11 protein-coding genes are annotated in these 16,104 nt (G+C 68.4%); 5 read left to right on the forward strand and 6 right to left on the reverse strand.

Features of this window, described 5'->3' with window-relative positions; all coding sequences use genetic code 11:
- Nucleotides 1–8 precede the first annotated feature (8 nt).
- Nucleotides 9–410, forward strand: coding sequence for a hypothetical protein (locus MYL53_RS06530; RefSeq protein WP_247852815.1), 402 nt, complete (start codon nt 9–11; stop codon nt 408–410).
- A gap of 148 nt (nt 411–558) precedes the next feature.
- On the opposite strand, the gene MYL53_RS06535 is transcribed toward MYL53_RS06530, so the two are convergent.
- From MYL53_RS06535 to MYL53_RS06550, 4 genes are all read right to left on the reverse strand, one after another.
- Nucleotides 559–5,400, reverse strand: a complete 4,842-nt coding sequence (locus tag MYL53_RS06535; protein WP_247852816.1) for an NAD-glutamate dehydrogenase — start codon at nt 5,398–5,400, stop codon at nt 559–561.
- Nucleotides 5,401–5,653: 253 nt separating this feature from the next.
- Nucleotides 5,654–6,760 (reverse strand): tRNA (uridine(54)-C5)-methyltransferase TrmA, encoded by a 1,107-nt coding sequence (trmA, locus tag MYL53_RS06540; RefSeq protein WP_247852817.1) that lies wholly within the window; start codon nt 6,758–6,760, stop codon nt 5,654–5,656.
- A 102-nt stretch (nt 6,761–6,862) separates the two neighbouring features.
- Nucleotides 6,863–7,639, reverse strand: coding sequence for a glutamate racemase (gene murI / locus MYL53_RS06545; RefSeq protein ID WP_247852818.1), 777 nt, complete (start codon nt 7,637–7,639; stop codon nt 6,863–6,865).
- A 174-nt stretch (nt 7,640–7,813) separates the two neighbouring features.
- Nucleotides 7,814–8,359 (reverse strand): hemerythrin domain-containing protein, encoded by a 546-nt coding sequence (locus tag MYL53_RS06550; RefSeq protein ID WP_247852998.1) that lies wholly within the window; start codon nt 8,357–8,359, stop codon nt 7,814–7,816.
- Between the two features lie 197 nt (nt 8,360–8,556).
- Here MYL53_RS06550 and MYL53_RS06555 point away from each other — a divergent pair, with 197 nt between their 5' ends.
- Complete coding sequence (locus tag MYL53_RS06555) at nt 8,557–9,897, forward strand: replication-associated recombination protein A (RefSeq protein ID WP_247852819.1); 1,341 nt, start codon at nt 8,557–8,559, stop codon at nt 9,895–9,897.
- A 215-nt stretch (nt 9,898–10,112) separates the two neighbouring features.
- Here MYL53_RS06555 and lolA read toward each other — a convergent pair whose 3' ends face one another.
- Entirely contained in the window at nt 10,113–10,742 is a 630-nt protein-coding gene (gene lolA, locus MYL53_RS06560) for an outer membrane lipoprotein periplasmic chaperone LolA (protein ID WP_247852820.1), read from the reverse strand.
- Between the two features lie 106 nt (nt 10,743–10,848).
- Nucleotides 10,849–13,986 (reverse strand): DNA translocase FtsK, encoded by a 3,138-nt coding sequence (locus MYL53_RS06565; RefSeq protein WP_247852999.1) that lies wholly within the window; start codon nt 13,984–13,986, stop codon nt 10,849–10,851.
- Between the two features lie 249 nt (nt 13,987–14,235).
- On the opposite strand from MYL53_RS06565, the gene aat reads away from it, so the two are divergent.
- The 3 genes from aat to infA all read left to right on the forward strand — a co-directional run bounded on the left by aat (nt 14,236) and on the right by infA (nt 16,081).
- A complete protein-coding gene (gene aat / locus MYL53_RS06570) occupies nt 14,236–15,012 on the forward strand; it encodes a leucyl/phenylalanyl-tRNA--protein transferase (protein WP_247852821.1) in 777 nt (258 codons plus the stop codon).
- A complete protein-coding gene (locus MYL53_RS06575) occupies nt 15,002–15,739 on the forward strand; it encodes an arginyltransferase (protein ID WP_247852822.1) in 738 nt (245 codons plus the stop codon). Before aat ends, MYL53_RS06575 begins: the two co-directional genes overlap by 11 nt.
- 123 nt (nt 15,740–15,862) lie before the next feature.
- Nucleotides 15,863–16,081: a translation initiation factor IF-1 gene (gene infA, locus MYL53_RS06580; RefSeq protein WP_013332816.1), complete on the forward strand. Its 219-nt coding sequence runs from the start codon at nt 15,863–15,865 to the stop codon at nt 16,079–16,081.
- Nucleotides 16,082–16,104 lie beyond the last annotated feature (23 nt).

Here is a 16,104-nt window from a genome sequence, read left to right on the forward strand (position 1 = left end):
AGAGACCCATGTTGACCAAGACTCAGTTGATCAAAGCACCGCTGACCAAGACACGCACCCTGATGATCGCGGCCGGCGCCATCGCCGTTCTGGGCATCACCGGCTGCGCCAGCGACAGCGCCTCCATGGAGATGAAAAGCACCGACTACGTGGTGACCGGCCTCGGCGACGACCGCCAGGAAGCCCTGGAAGCGGCCAAGGAGCGCGCCCTGGAGGTCTGCGAGGCTCGCGACCGGGACGAGTTCATCATTCAGGAGCAGCAGGTGCTGGGGCCCGACGCCAGCGCGAAGAAGCGTCACGAGGCCGAAGCCATGGTGGAAGGCGGCACCGTCAACGAGGACACCAACCTGGCGGCCCTGAACGACGACGGCGAGGACTACAAGGCGATCTGGAGCGTCAGCTGCCGCTGATCGCCGGCATCTCGGCCGGCCTGCTGTCCCACGGAAATCACAGCCAGGAAGGCAACAAGAAAGGGCGCCCCGCGGGGCGCCCTTTCTCGTGTCAGGCCGTATCAGCAGCGCTCGTGCCGACCCGTGTCAGGCCGACACGCTGCCTTGCCTAGGACTCGCTGTTGCTCTCGGCCAGATCCACCAGCTCGCGCACGGCCACGGCGAACAGCGGGAAGCCGCCCTGGCTACCGCTGCCGACCTCCTCGAGCAGGCGACCCCAGCGCTGATGCATGCTCTCGTGGAGCGACAGCCAGCGCTCGACGCGTTCGGCGCTGTCGCGCGGCCCGTCTTCCATGCTCAGCACGCTCGAGGTCAGCGCCAGCTGCTGACGTTCGATGTCGTCGCGGAAGGTCTCACGCGCCTTCACCTGCCAGCCGTCGCGGACCTCGAGCTGCGAGACCTGCTGCAGCAGCCACGGCAGCTCCAGGCGCGCGCCGATCTCGTAGAACACCTCGGCGACCCGCTGCGGCTTGTCATCGTTCTGGCGCGCGGCATGGATGATGCCCAGCGCCGCATAGAGGCTGTTGGCCGCGGCCACCGTGGCGGCCAGGGCCTCCGGCACGCCGGCCTCGACCAGCTCCTGGCGGCGCGCCTCCCACTGGGCCTTCTCCTCGCCGCGCAGGCGCTTGCCGATGCCTTCCTGCAGCTGGGCCAGGCGCGGGCCGAAGTAGTCGATGGCGTCGCGGGTGCTCATGCTGCTGCGATGGCGCAGGAACCAGCGCGTTGCACGGCGCAGCATGCGCATCAGGTCGAGCATCATCGCGTACTGGACGTCGCTGGCCACCTTGTTGTCCAGCGCCTCGACCTGCTCCCACAGCTTGGTCAGCTGGAAGCTGTCGCGGGCGATCACGTAGGCGCGAGCGATGTCGGCGCGGCCGGCGCCGGTGGAGTCCATCAGCCGACGCATGAACACCACGCCCATGTGATCGATGATGTCGTTGGCCACCTGGGTGGCGACGATCTCGCGCTTGAGGCGGTGATCGTACATCTCGTCGTGATAGCGCTCGGCCAGCACCGACGGGAAGACACGTTCGACAAAGCGGATGATGGTCGGGTCATCGGGCACGTCGGAGGCGATCAGGTCGCCCTTGAGCACGCTCTTGGCGTAGGAGATCAGCACCGACAGCTCGGGCAGGGTCATGCCCTGCTCCTGCTGGGCGCGCTCCTGAAGCTCCTCGTCGGCGGGCAGGAACTCCAGCTCGCGGTCGATCTGACCGGCCGATTCCAGCTCGCTGATGAAGCGACGGAAGGGCCCGATGCCCTCCTGGGAAAGGCGCTCGGCGAGATCCAGGGCCTGGGTCTGGCGATAGTTGTCGCGCAGCACCAGCTCGCTGACCTCGTCGGTCATGTCGGCCAGCAGCTGGTTGCGCTGCTTCTCGGTCATGTCGCCGCGGGAGACCACCTCGTCGATGAGGATCTTGATGTTGACCTCATGGTCGGAGCAGTTGACGCCGCCGGCGTTGTCGATGAAGTCGGTGTTGAGCCGCACGCCCTTGGCCGCGGCTTCCATGCGCCCGCGCTGGGTGAGGCCGAGGTTGCCGCCCTCGCCGACCACGCGGCAGTTGAGGTCGCGACCGTCGATACGCAGGGCGTCGTTGGCCTTGTCGCCGACCTGGGCATCGCTTTCCATGCTGCCCTTGACGTAGGTGCCGATGCCGCCGTTCCAGATCAGGTCGACCTGGGAGACCAGCATGGCGCGGATCAGCTCGTTGGGCGACAGCTTGTCCTCGCGGATGCCGAAGGCCTTCTTCATCTGCGGGGTGATGGCGATCGACTTGGCGCTGCGCTTGAAGATACCGCCGCCCTCGGAGATCAGCGACGCATCATAGTCTTCCCAGCTCGAACGTGGCTGCGCGAACAGGCGCTGACGCTCGGCGAAGCTCGATGCGGCGTCCGGGGTCGGATCGACGAAGATGTGCAGATGGTTGAAGGCGCCCTTGAGCTGGATCTTGTCGGACAGCAGCATGCCGTTGCCGAACACGTCGCCCGCCATGTCGCCGATGCCGACCACGCTGAACTCGTCCTGCTGGGTGTTGATGCCCAGCCCGCGGAAGTGGCGCTTGACCGATTCCCAGGCGCCCTTGGCGGTGATGCCCATCTTCTTGTGGTCGTAGCCGTTGGCGCCGCCCGAGGCGAAGGCGTCGCCCAGCCAGTGGCCGTACTCGGCGGAGATCTCGTTGGCGATGTCTGAGAAGGTTGCCGTGCCCTTGTCGGCGGCCACCACCAGGTAGGCATCGTCATCGTCGTGGCGCACCACGTCTTTCGGCGGCACCACTTCGCCGCCGGCCAGATTGTCGGTGACGTCGAGCAGCGCACGGATGAAGGTCTGGTAGCAGGCGATACCTTCCTTCTGCACGGCCTCACGATCCGCACCCTCCGGCATGCGCTTGCAGACGAAGCCGCCCTTGGCGCCGACCGGCACGATCACCGCGTTCTTGACCTGCTGCGCCTTGACCAGGCCCAGCACCTCGGTACGGAAATCCTCGCGGCGATCGGACCAGCGCAGCCCGCCGCGGGCGACCTTGCCGCCGCGCAGGTGCACGCCCTCGACCCTCGGCGAGCAGACGAATATCTCGAAGGCCGGCCGCGGCTTGGGCATCCCGGTGACCCTGGAGGGCTCGAGCTTGAGGGCAATATAGTCCTTGACGCCGCCGCTCTCGGTACGCTGGTAGTAATTGGTGCGCAGGGTCGCCTGGATCAGCTCCATGTAACGACGCAGCATGCGGTCGTCATTGAGGCTCGGCACCTCGTCGAGCAGTGCCAGGATGCGCGCCTCGCAGTCGGCGATCTCGCTGGCCTCGGGGCGATCGGCGGGGTCGAAGCGCAGCTCGAACAGGGTCACCAACTCGCGGGTGATCTCGGGATGTTTCACCAGAGTGGTGGCGATGTAGTTCTGCGACATGCCGAAGCGGATCTGCTTCAGGTAGCGCGCGTAGGCGCGCAGCATCGCCACTTCGCGCCAGTCCAGGTTGGCGCCGATGATCAGTCGGTTGAAGGGATCGTTGTCGGCCTCGCCGGCCCAGATGCGCCGGAACGCCTCGATGAAGGGCTCGCGCATCTCCTGGAGGTTCACCTCGATGCTGGTGTGATGCTCCAGGGTGAAGGCGTGAATCCAGTAGTCGCGGTCGGTGGCGTGGACCTCGTAGGGCCGCTCGCCGAGCACGCGTAGACCGAGATTCTCCATCATCGGCAGCACGTCGGAGAGCGGAATCGAGGCGTCGGGATGGAACAGCTTGAGATTGACGCCGCTGCCCTCTTCCTCGATCAGGCGGTACAGCGACAACGCCAGCGGCGCGCCGTCGTCGAGCTCGCCGAGATGCTGCAGGTCGTAGACCGCGGTGCGGGCGCTGAAATCGTCGCGGTAGCTGGCCGGGAAGGCGTCGCGGAAGCGGCCCATCAGCAGGTTGGCCTGCTCCTCGCCGAAGCCCTCGATGGCGGCGTTGAGCAGGTCGTCGCGCCAGTTGCGGGCCAGCTTGACCAGCTTGTCCTCGAGGCGCTTGATGTCGTAGTCGGTCGGCGCATCGCCGTTGAAGCGCAGGATGAACTGGATACGCGCCAGCACCGACTCGGAGAGATAGGTGTTGAAGTCGCCGAAGGTGGCATCGAGCTCCTGGCACAGCAGCTCCTGCAGCCGCAGCCGCAGCTCGGTGGAGAACACGTCGCGGGGTACGAACACCAGGCAGGAATAGAACTTGCCGAAGCGATCCTCGCGGATGAACAGCCGCACCCGGCGCCGCTCGCGGATGTCGAGGATGCCCAGCGCCGTCTGCGCCAGCTCGTCGACATCGATCTGGAACAGATCATCGCGCGGATAGACCTCGAGGATCTGCATCAGCTGCTTGCCGTTGTGGGCCTGCGGACTGAAGCCGGAGATCTCCATCACCGAGCTCAGCTTGCGGCGCAGGATCGGCACGTGGCGCGGCGAGTCGTTGTAGACGGTGGCGGTGAACAGCCCCAGGAAGCGCCGCTCGCCGATGATGTTGCCCTCGGCGTCGTAGCGGTCGATGGAGATGTAGTCCGGGTAGGTCGGCCGATGGATGCGAGCGTGATGGGCGCTCTTGGCAAACGACAGCAGCTGGGGCACCAGCACGAAGCGGTCGCCCTCGACGCCCAGGTCGGTGCGGATGCGCTCGAGGTAGCGCGGCTGGTCGAGGCGGAACACGCCGAGCTCGCTGCCCTTGACCTTGTCCAGGCGCTGCCGGCCCTTGCTCTCGTGTACCTCGTATTCGTCATAGCCGAAGAAGGTGAAGTTGTCCGCCAGCAGCCACTCGAGGAAGTCGATCGCCTCCTGATGGTCCTCGGACGCGACCTGTTCGGGGCAGCCGGCCTTCAGTTCGTCGATGGCCGCCCGCACCTTCTCGCGCATGGGGTCGAAGTCGGCCACCGCGGTGCGCACGTCGCCCAGCACCTCCTGCAGGCTGGCCTCGATCTCCTCCAGCTCCTCGGGATCGGAGTGGCGATCCACCTCGATGGCGATCAGCGACTCACGCGAGGAGGGCGCATCGGCCTCGCCGGGCGCAGTCACCCGCCCCAGGCGACCCGACTTGTCGCGCTCCACCGCCAGCACGGCGTTGTGAATGGCGTGCACGGTCATGCCGCGGCGATTGAGCTCCACGCGCACCGAGTCGACGAGGAACGGCATGTCCTGGTGCAGCACGGCGATGAAGGTGTGGGTGGACTGCCAGCCGTGCTCCTCGAAGTCCGGGTTGAAGACCCGCACCTTGGGATCGGCGGCGTCGAACTGCTGGATGAAGTGCCACACCGAGAGGGTCGCGCCGTAGAGATCGTCCAGCCGGCGGTCCGCAAGGTCCTCCAGCGGCACGGCGGCATAGAAGTATCTGGCGAAGGCCTCGACCGCCTCGGCCTTCTCCTTGTCCAGACGGCTCTGCAGCCGTTCCTCGAGCTGCTTGAGAAGATCCTGACGACTCTCCTCGTGTGCGACTTGTAGCATCCATCACCTCGACTGCCAGCGGCCGCTTCATGCGGCCGGATCATTGGACCGGATCGCCGAGCCCGGAGATCCGTCGGCGCCTCGTCCCGTGAGACGCCGACAGTCCTCGCCAAAGGCCCGCGTTGGCAACAGCTTACGCCTCTGACACGGCCCACCCCAGCAGCATGCCGGTTCTCTCATGACCATGTCGGTTACGCATTGCTCTTGACAATCCTCGCGGCAGCGGGGCGTCCTCTGAGGGAACCGGCCGCGGCTAGCGGCGCCGCTCCAGCAGGACGCCGCATTCGCAGTGGTGCGTCCAAGGGAACTGGTCGAAGAGCGCGAAACGTACCACCTCATGGGTGCGAGTCAGGGTCTCCAGGTTGTCGGCGAGCGTATCCGGGTTGCATGAAATATAGACGATACGCTCGTAGCCACTGATCTGACCACAGCTGTCCTCATCCAGCCCGGCCCGCGGCGGATCCACCAGCACGGTAGAGAAATCGTAGTCGTCGAGGCCGAACTCGGCGACCCGGCGACCGCCCTTATCGCCGCGCAGCGCCTGGGAGAATTCCTCGGCGGACATGCGCCCCACCACGGCGTTGTCGACGCCGTTGGCGGCCAGGTTCTCGCGAGCGCTGGCGACCGAAGTGCGCGAGATCTCGGTGGCCAGCACGCGGCGGAAGTTCTCGGCCAGGGCGACGGTGAAATTGCCATTGCCGCAGTACAGCTCCACCAGATCGCGCTCGGTGCTGCCGGCGGTGACGTCGCGCGCCCAGGACAACATCGCGCGGCAGATCTCGGCGTTGGGCTGGGTGAAGCTGTTCTCGACCTGCTGATAGACGAGCTCGCGGCCGTCAACGTCGAGCCGCTCCCAGACGTGATCGCGGGTCAGTACCCGACGCTGCTTGCGGGCCCGACCGATGATCATGATGTCCAGCGCCTGCTCCAGCGCCCGGGCCTCGGCCTCCCAGGCCTCGTCGAGCTGGCGATGATAGATCAGCGTCACCAGCGCCTCGCCGGTCAGCGTGGTCAGAAACTCCACCTGGAACAACCGATGGCGCAGGGCGCGGTTGTCGAGCAGGCGCTCGCGCAGCGCCGGCATCAGCTCGTTGATACGCCGGCCGGCCACCGGATAGTCGTCCAGGCGCACCACGGTCTTCTGCTTGGGATCCTCGGGATCGACCTCGAACATGGCGTAGTAGAGATCGTCGCCCTCGTGCCAGATCCGGAACTCGCAGCGCTGGCGATAGTGGCTGGGCGGCGAGGCAAAGACCTCCAGCGCCGGCGGGTTGAAGCGGGCGAACTGGGCGGTCAGGCGATCACGCTTGGCCGCGAGCTGCTCGTCATAGCGGTCGGGGTCGACAACGGGAATGGCCACGGCGGCTCCTGGAAGATGGTCGGTCGAATGGAATGAGCGAATACGGGAAAGACGGAAGGCACGGCGCTTGTGGGCGGCACGCGCCCCAGCGCAGCACGAGCCTCAGCGCAGCACCAGGGGATGCGTCTCGGCGAAGCCGAAGCCGGCCAGCCCGCGGGCCAGCGTCGGATCGGGGCCGGTGATCCAGCCTCGCTCGGCGGCCGGGCGACGCTGCGGCGCGGCGATCACCTGACCGGTGCGCCGGGCAATGGCATCGCCGGAGTCGACCCAGCGCACCGGATGCGGCACCGCGGCCTCGAGGGCCTCGCGCAGCAGCGGGAAATGGGTGCAGCCGAGCACCAGGGTATCGAGATCGGGTAGCTCGGCCAGCGGCGCCAGCACCCGGCGCAGCACCGCCATGTCCGGACGATCACCGGCCACCAGACGCTCGGCCTCGCCCACCAGCGGGTCGGCAGCCAGGCGGGTGACCCGGCAATCGCCGGCGAAGGCCTCGATCAGCCGCGCGGTGTAGGGCCGCGCCACGGTAGCGCTGGTGGCGAGCAGGCCGATATGGCGGCTCTGGCTGGCCCCGGCTGCGGGCTTGATCGCCGGCACGGTGCCCACCACCGGCACCGACAGCCGCTCGCGCAGGGCGTCGAGGGCCAGGGTGCTGGCGGTGTTGCAGGCGACCACCAGACCGCAGGCGCCGCTGGCGGCCACCGCCGCCTCGCATACGGCGAGGATGCGCGCCACCAGCCAGCCGTCCTCGCGCACGCCATAGGGCAGCATGGCGTTGTCGCAGGCATAGGCCAGGGCGACCTCCGGCAGCCGGCGGCGCAGCGCCTCGACCACCGAGAGCCCGCCGACGCCGGAATCGAACACCAGCACCGGGCCCGTCATCGGCACGCCACCACGCGTTCGCCCCCCGGCCGGCCGAGCACGGGGGGCGAAGGAAATGTCAGAGTGGTCGAGGCGAACATCGGCATCGCAGGTTTTCCGTCGAACGATGCGGCGCATTCTACCTCAGTGGAGCCGGGACTCGAAGCCGTCACCCGGCGACGACAAGGATGGCGGTCAGGTCACCGGCTCCGGCGCATCGCGCAGCTCGGCATAGAGCTCGGGGTAGGCTTCCTGCAGGCGCTCGAGCTCGTCGGCCGCTCCCTCCGGCAGGGCCTCGGCCAGGCGTTCGAGATCGCCCTCGGCGAAGTGTTCGCGAATCAGCGGGAAGAGCAGCTCGCGCTCGTCGCGCAGATAGGCCCGGTGCGCGTCGAGATAGGCCTTGAGGTCGTCGGCGAAGCGATCCATGGGGATCACCGCATCCATGAGAATCATGTCGAGGTCGCCGGAAAGCCGCTTGAGCTGGACTTTCAGGGCACGATAGTTCTTCGAGAGACGCTCGGTCACCTCCTCGGTCTCCGGCGCCAGTTCCCGCAGGCGCTCGGAGCAGACGTGCTCCAGCGGCTGGCTGAAGCCGTCCTGGTAATCGAGGATATAATCCACGACTTCCCGCACCAGCTGGAAATTCGGGCGTTCGCCCTCGGCCAGGGTCTTCTGCTTGAGCTGAAGAACGTGCAACATGCGGGCCATGTTGGCATGATCCTGGCGCAGTTGGTTCAGCATGGGCATTGCGGCAGCCTCCTCAATATCGGTCATGGATGGAAGGCACTGGTGTTAGACGCGCCTTCGCCCTCCGGGTTCCTGGCCAATGGCACCGGCCGTCAGGGTTCGCCCACCTCGTTCGAGATCTTGCCCGACGCCGGGAGCGAATCCCCGGCATCGCGTATCCAACATAGCAGCCGTCAGCGAAGGAGTCAGAAATGGACCTGTTCCAGCAGGCCAGCAGTGAGGAGAGCGCCCCCCTGGCCTGGCGCATGCGCCCCCGCCGGCTGGCCGATTACGTGGGCCAGCCGGCGCTGGTCGGCCCCGGCAAGCCGCTGCGCCGCATGGCCGAGGGCGGCCCGGTACGCTCGATGATCCTGTGGGGGCCGCCGGGCACCGGCAAGACCACCCTGGCCGAGATCCTGGCCGAGGAGTCCGGCGCCCACCTCGAGCGCCTCTCGGCGGTGATGGCCGGGGTCAAGGACATCCGCGCCGCGGTGGACCGCGCCCGCGCCGCCCAGGGCCAGGAGCGCCCCACCCTGCTGTTCCTCGACGAGATCCACCGGCTCAACAAGAGCCAGCAGGATGCCCTGCTGCCCCACGTGGAGTCCGGCCTGCTGACGCTGATCGGCGCCACCACCGAGAACCCGTCGTTCGAGGTCAACTCGGCGCTGCTGTCCCGGGCCCGGGTGCACGTGCTCAAGTCGCTCTCCGACGACGACGTGACCGAGGTGCTCAGGCGCGCGCTCGCCGATGCCGAGCACGGCCTGGGCGAGCGCAACATCGCCGTGGACGACGAGGTGCTCGCGCTGCTGGCCCGGGCCGCCGCCGGCGACGCCCGCCGCGCCCTGGGGCTGCTGGAGACCGCCTGCGACTTCACCGTGCCCGAGGGCAACGGCGAACGGCTGCCCCGCGAGGCGTTGGAGGACGTGATCGGCCACCAGGCCAGCGCCTTCGACAAGCAGGGTGATCATTTCTACGACCTGCTGTCGGCGATCCACAAGTCGGTGCGCTCCTCGCGGCCGGACGCTGCCCTGCTCTACATCGCCCGTTTCATGCAGGGCGGCGGCGATCCGCTGGACGTGATCCGCCGGCTGACCGCCATCGCCTCCGAGGACGTCGGCAACGCCGATCCCAAGGCGCTGCCGCTGACCATGGCGGCCTGGGACGCCTACCTGCGGCTCGGCGACTACGAGGGCCAGCGCGCCATCGCCCACGCCGCCGTCCACCTGGCGGTGGCCCCCAAGAGCAACGCCGTCGACCAGGCCTGGAATCGCGCCAAGGCGTTTGCCGCCGCCCAGCCGCGGCTCGAGGTACCCACCTACCTGCGCAACGCTCCCACCAAGCTGATGGAGTCGCTGGGCCACGGCGACGGCTACCGCTGGGCCCACGCCGAGCCCAACAGCTACCCCGCCGGCAGCGCCCATGACTGCTGGCCTGAGGACGTGCCCCATGAGCGCTTCTACCAACCCACCGCCAACGGCCAGGAGAAGCGCTACGGCCAGATGCTGGAATGGCGCGCCGAACTCGATGCCCAGGCGGATCGCGGTGAGGTGTGAGGTGTGAGGTGTGAGGTGTGAGGTGTGAGGTGTGAGGTGTGAGGTGTGAGGTGTGAGGTGTGAGGTGTGAGGTGTGAGGTGCGAGGTGCGAGGTGCGAGGTGCGAGGTGCGAGGTGCGAGGTGCGAGGTGCGAGGTGCGAGGTGCGAGGTGCGAGGTGCGAGATAATATGAGGGGTGAAGGTCTCCCCCTCACCCCTCCCGCCTGACCAGACCGCTTACCGCGATTCGCGAATCACGTCGGTACCTTCCGGCAGCGCCATGTCGAAGCGCGAGTCATCCACCGCCACGTTCTGCTCGACGTCATCGAACTGGATGGCGGTGCGCTGACCGGTGCTGTCGGTCATCTGCAGGAAGCCCAGCCGCTCGCTGTAGAAGGTCAGCTTGAGCTCTTCGAACAGGGTATCGGGGCTCTTCGGCACCAGGTCGAAGGTCTCGGCGGTACCCTGCTGACTGCTGGTGACCTCGTAGCTGTCGGTGAGCTGGTCGGCGCTGCCGGACAGCAGCAGGGCCGGCGTGTGGGTCACACGGTCGTCCAGCGGCTGCACGGTGGCCTGCTGCAGGTCGGGGTCGTAGAGCGTGACCTCGTCGCCGTCGGAGATCACGACCTGCTCATACGGGGCATTCACCTCCCAGCGGAAGCGGCCCGGGCGCGACAGCCACATGCGCCCGCTGGCCTCCTGCAGGCGCTGCCCGGAGCCGTCGAGGATCTGCTGGTCGAAGTCGGCCACGTAGGTCTGTACCGGCTTCAGCATACGGGCCAGGCGCTCGGCGCCATCATCGGCGGCGGCCGAGAGCGGCGTCAGGGCCACCAGGGCCAGCGCGGCGAAGGTTCGTTTCATGGTCATCTCCTGTTTCCCTGAAGGTCGAGGGCATCCTGCCCGGTAAGACTGCGCAGGCCGCGGCGGGTTGCGCTCCCGCCGCGGCTTGCATGGTGGTTGCACGATCGGCGGGCTAGTCACCCGCCGGGGGCGGCGCCAGCACCTCGCGGGCGCCGTTGGTGCCCATGGTCGAGACCACGCCGGCCATCTCCATCGCCTCGACCAGGCGCGCCGCCCGGTTGTAGCCGATCTTGAAGCGACGCTGGACCGCCGAGATCGAGGCCCGGCGGCTCTCGGTGACGAAGGCCACCGCCTCGTCGTAGAGGGCGTCCTGCTCGGCGTCGTCGTCGCCGCCACCGCCCTCGGCCTCGAGGCCGGCCAGCGCATCCGCGGAGACGCCGCCGGAGAGGATCTCGTCGATGTACTCCGGCTCGCCGCGGCGCTTCCAGTCCTCGACCACCCGGTGCACCTCGTCGTCGTCGACGAAGGCCCCGTGCACGCGAGTCGGCATGCCGGACCCGGCAGGCAGGTAGAGCATGTCGCCGTGGCCCAGCAGGTTCTCGGCGCCGCCCTGGTCGAGGATGGTGCGCGAATCGACCCGGGAGGAGACCTGGAACGCCATGCGGGTGGGGATGTTGGCCTTGATCAGACCGGTCACCACGTCCACCGAGGGCCGCTGGGTGGCCAGGATCAGGTGGATGCCGGCGGCGCGGGCCTTCTGGGCCAGGCGCGCGATCAGCTCCTCGACCTTCTTGCCGACGATCATGAACATGTCGGCGAACTCGTCGATCACCACCACGATGTAGGGCAGCTTCTCGAGCACCGGCGGCGCCTGGTGCATCTCCCACGGCTGCGGCTCCCACAGCGGATCGGCGACCTGGGCCCCGGCGCGCTCGGCCTCGTCGAGCTTGGCGTTGAAGCCGGCGATGTTGCGCACCCCCATGGCGGCCATCAGCTTGTAGCGCCGCTCCATCTCGGCCACGCACCAGCGCAGGGCATTGGCGGCCTCCTTCATGTCGGTGACCACCGGCGCCAGCAGGTGCGGGATGCCGTCGTAGACCGACAGCTCAAGCATCTTCGGGTCCACCATGATCATGCGGACCTCTTCCGGCTTGGCCTTGAGCAGCATGGAGATCAGCATGGCGTTGACGCCCACCGACTTGCCCGAGCCGGTGGTGCCGGCCACCAGCAGGTGCGGCATCTTGCCGAGGTTGGCCACCACCGGGCCGCCGCCGATGTCCTGGCCCAGCGCCAGGGTCAGCGCCGAGGCCTCGTGCTGGTAGCGGTCGGAATCGATCACCTCGCGCAGGCGAATCATGGCGCGGTTGGGGTTGGGGATCTCGATGCCCACCGTGGGCCGGCCCGGGATCACCTCCACCACGCGCACGCTCTTGACCATCAGGGAACGCGCCAGGTCCTTGGCCAGGTTGCTGATCTTGGAGACCTTCACCCCGGCCGCCGGCTTGATCTCGAAGCGTGTGATCACCGGCCCCGGCCAGGTGTCGACCACCTCGGCCTTGACCCCGTACTCGCGCAGCCGAACTTCCAGCAGCTCGGCCATCTCGGCCAGCTGCTCGTCGGTGTAGTTGGGCTGATGATCCTGGGGCGGCGTCAGCAGGCGCAGGCCCGGCAGCTCCCCTTCGGGCTCGGCGAACGCCTCCATCTCGGGGCGCTGGTTCTGCAGGTGCTCCACGGTCCACAGCGTCGGCCCGTCGGGCTCGTCGGCGGCCTGACGCCCCTGCTCGGCGGTCGCCACCTGCGCCGGCGGCGCTTCCTGCCGCGGCGGCTCGGCCGGCCGGGAGGCTTGCGGCGACGCGAACGAGGCCGCCGCGGCGGACGGCTCATCGTCGTCGTCCGGCAGCACCGGATCGGGGATCACCTCCGGCACCCGGCGCGGCTCGGGCGACGGCGTCGATGCCGGCGCCTCGTTGCGCTCGCGCGCCGGCGGGGTGGCCGGTTCGGGCTCGCGGGAAGCGGCAGGCTCGGGCGTCGTCTCGGCCGCCCGGGGCTCGGCCGGCTGATTCGGTGCAGCAGCAGGAGCGGGCTCACGCTCGGCATTCACCGGGTCGGCGCTCTCGTCGCGCGACCAGGGCAGCACGGCCGCCTCCGCGGGCGCTTCCTCCGATGGCGCCTCGGCGGGCGAAGGTTCGGCCGCAGCAGCCGGCTCGACCCGTGGCGCCGGCACGGGCGCCGGAGACGGCGCGGGCTCCCGAGGCTTGGGCGTTTTTTCCTCGCGCTCGCGCGGCGCGAATGCCTGGGGCGACGGCGCAGCAGGCGAAGCCTCGGGCTCACGAGAAGATACCGATTCCGCGGCATCAGGCGAGGCCTCCGGCTCCGCCGGCTCGGTGGCGCGCAGCGGCATGGCGGCAACCGCGGGTGCCTCGGGCTCGCGGCGCTCGGCGGACAGCGACAGGCTCGGCTCCTGGGCGGTATAGGCCGCCCCGGGGCGCTTCGCCGAGGGCGTACGCTCGGGCACTTCCCAGGGAATCTCGGTGTCGCCGTCGTTGCCGAAGCCAGGTTCGCGCCGAGCACCTTCCGTCGCCAGCACCGGAGCCGACTCGCGGCGCGCCGGCAGCCAGCGACGCCACCAGGGCTCGCGGGCGCTCGTCGGCGCATCGTCGGCCTCGGTGGCCGCATCGGGCTCGGGCGCCGAGCGCGTCGTGAGCTCGGCTTCAGACTCGGCGTCGTCCCCCTCATCCCGGCGCAGGGCGAAGCGATCGGTGATACCGCCCCACAGCGAGGTCACGCGACGGCCCAGCTCGTCCATGATGGTCAGCCAGGACCAGCCGGTGAACAGCGGCACCCCGCACAGGATCGCCACCAGCGACAGCAGCGCCGTTCCTCCTCCGCCGACCAGCGGCAGCAGCGCGCCGACCAGCCCTTCACCGAGGATGCCGCCGGCCCCGTAGGGCAGCAGGCTCTCGGGATCGTAGAAGTGCAGCGCGCCGAGCGTGGTCGAGCCGAGCAGCAGCAGCATCAGGCCACCGCAGCGCACGGCGAGCGCCGTGGCGTCCCATTCCAGGCGCACCTGGCCGGCGCGAATCAGCCACCAGGCGGCGAAGCCGAGCATCGCCGGCCACCACAGGGCACTCCCCCCGAACAGCGAATAGAGCACGTCGGCCAGCCAGGCGCCGATCTGGCCCATCCAGTTGGCGACCTCTGTCTCGGGGCCGCTGCGCGACCAGCCGGGATCATCGGGACGAAAGCTGTACAGCGCCAGCAGCAGGAACACGCAGCCTGCCAGCAGCAGGATCACCACGCCCTCGCGCATCGATCCCTGCAGTCGCAGGCCGAAGCGCCTGGCCGTTTCCTTGGCAGTCACCGCGCGCTCGCGCGGCGACGTGGTTGTCTTCTTGGCACTCAAGCGGCCAACCCCCTTGCGCCGAGATGGCGTCTTCCAAATCCAAGGCCATCAATCATACCGAGCAAGCCGCGCCCGTCACAGGGGGCAGGCGACGACTTGAGCCGCGGCATCGCGCCGGTCACACTTGGGCTTCCACGCCCCGAGGACGTCCTTTCCATGCTGCCCTGGCTCCCCGCGCACCCCGTTCGCTTTCCGCCGGTCGAGTCCGCCCTCGACGATCCCGGCGGCCTGCTGGCCGCCGGCGGCGAACTGAGCCCGGCCTGGCTGCTCAGCGCCTATCGCCACGGCATCTTTCCCTGGTACAGCGAGGGCCAGCCGCTGCTTTGGTGGAGCCCGGACCCGCGCATGGTGCTGTTTCCCGACGAGGTGCGCGTGCGCCGCAGCCTGGCCAAGCGGCTACGCAACGGCGGCTTCACGGTCACCGGCGACCGCGCCTTCGAGGCGGTGATTCACGCCTGCGCGGCACCGCGCGACGACGAGCCCGGCACCTGGATCACCGACGAGATGGCCGCAGCCTACCGTCGGCTGCATGCACTGGGCGCGGCACACTCGGTGGAGGTCTGGCAGGGCGAGACGCTGGTCGGCGGCCTCTACGGCATCGCCCTGGGGCCGGTGTTCTTCGGCGAATCGATGTTCTCGCGGGCACCCGACGCCTCCAAGGTAGCGCTGGCGTGCCTCGCCCGCACCATGGCCGCCGAGGGTGGCCGGCTGATCGACTGCCAGATGCACACCGCCCACCTGGCGAGCCTGGGCGCCCGGGACATCGCCCGGGAGACGTTCATCGACTATCTTGATGAGTGGCTGGACGACATGCCGGAGCCGCGACACGACACCGAACTCGTCTTTCCGCCGCCGGCATGGTCGTTCGAACGCCTCGACGCCGCGAGACAGATGCCACCGGGAGCCACAGGAGGCGGCCGCCTTGAGCAGTAACACTCCCCGCCAGCCGATTCGCGATCTGCGGTTCTTCCTGACCGTGCCGCACGCCTGCAGCTATCTGGAGGGGCGCGAGGCGACCACCCTGTTCCTGGACCCGCAGGAATCCCCGGGCAGCGGCGTCTACGACTCCCTGGCGCCGCTCGGCTTCCGGCGCAGCGGAAGCCATCTCTATCGCCCCCACTGCGAAGGCTGCAACGCCTGCGTCTCGGTGCGCATTCCGGTCAAGGGCTTCTCGCCCAACCGCACCCAGCGCAAGCTCTATCGCCGCAACGCCGACCTGGAGATGCGCATCCGCCCGGCGCTGTTCGACCCCGAACACTACGGGCTCTATGCCCACTACATTCGCACCCGCCACGCCGACGGCGACATGTATCCGCCGAGCCACGAGCAGTACCGCACCTTTCTGACCCTGAACCAGGACTACGCGCGCATGCTGGAGCTGCGTCTGAACGGACGACTGCTGGCCGTGTCGGCCTTCGATCAGCTCTCGCACGGCCTGTCGGCCATCTACACCTTCTTCGACCCGGCCGAGGAGTTCGACCGCCGTTCGCTGGGCACCTACGCGGTGCTGGCACTGGTGGAACGCGCCCGCGAGCTGGAGCTGCCCCACGTCTACCTGGGCTACTGGATCGAGGAGTGCCGAAAGATGGCCTACAAACAGGCCTTCTCCCCCCTGGAGCGGCTCGAGGGACGCCACTGGCGGCGCCTGATCCCGACCTGACATTGCGGCGCTTTTTGCCTTGACGCCCGGCATGCGGCACAATATCGCGCTATCCTGATCGGCACGAGCGGACACTCCGCCACTCGTGCCGCCGTTTGTTATCACCAGCGAGGAATTGCCTATATGGCACGCGAAGACCATATCGAAATGGAAGGCGTCGTCGTCGACACGCTGCCCAACACCATGTTCCGGGTCGAACTCGAGAACGGCCACGTGGTGACCGCCCACATCTCGGGCAAGATGCGCAAGAACTACATCCGCATCCTCACCGGCGACAAGGTCAAGGTCGAGCTGACCCCGTACGACCTGTCCAAAGGCCGCATCGTCTACCGCTCTCGCTAGGCCATGCCTGAAAAGAGGCGGCG

It is taken from the genome of Halomonas getboli (assembly GCF_023094245.1).
In the GTDB taxonomy this organism is placed as follows: Bacteria; Pseudomonadota; Gammaproteobacteria; order Pseudomonadales; family Halomonadaceae; genus Halomonas; species Halomonas getboli.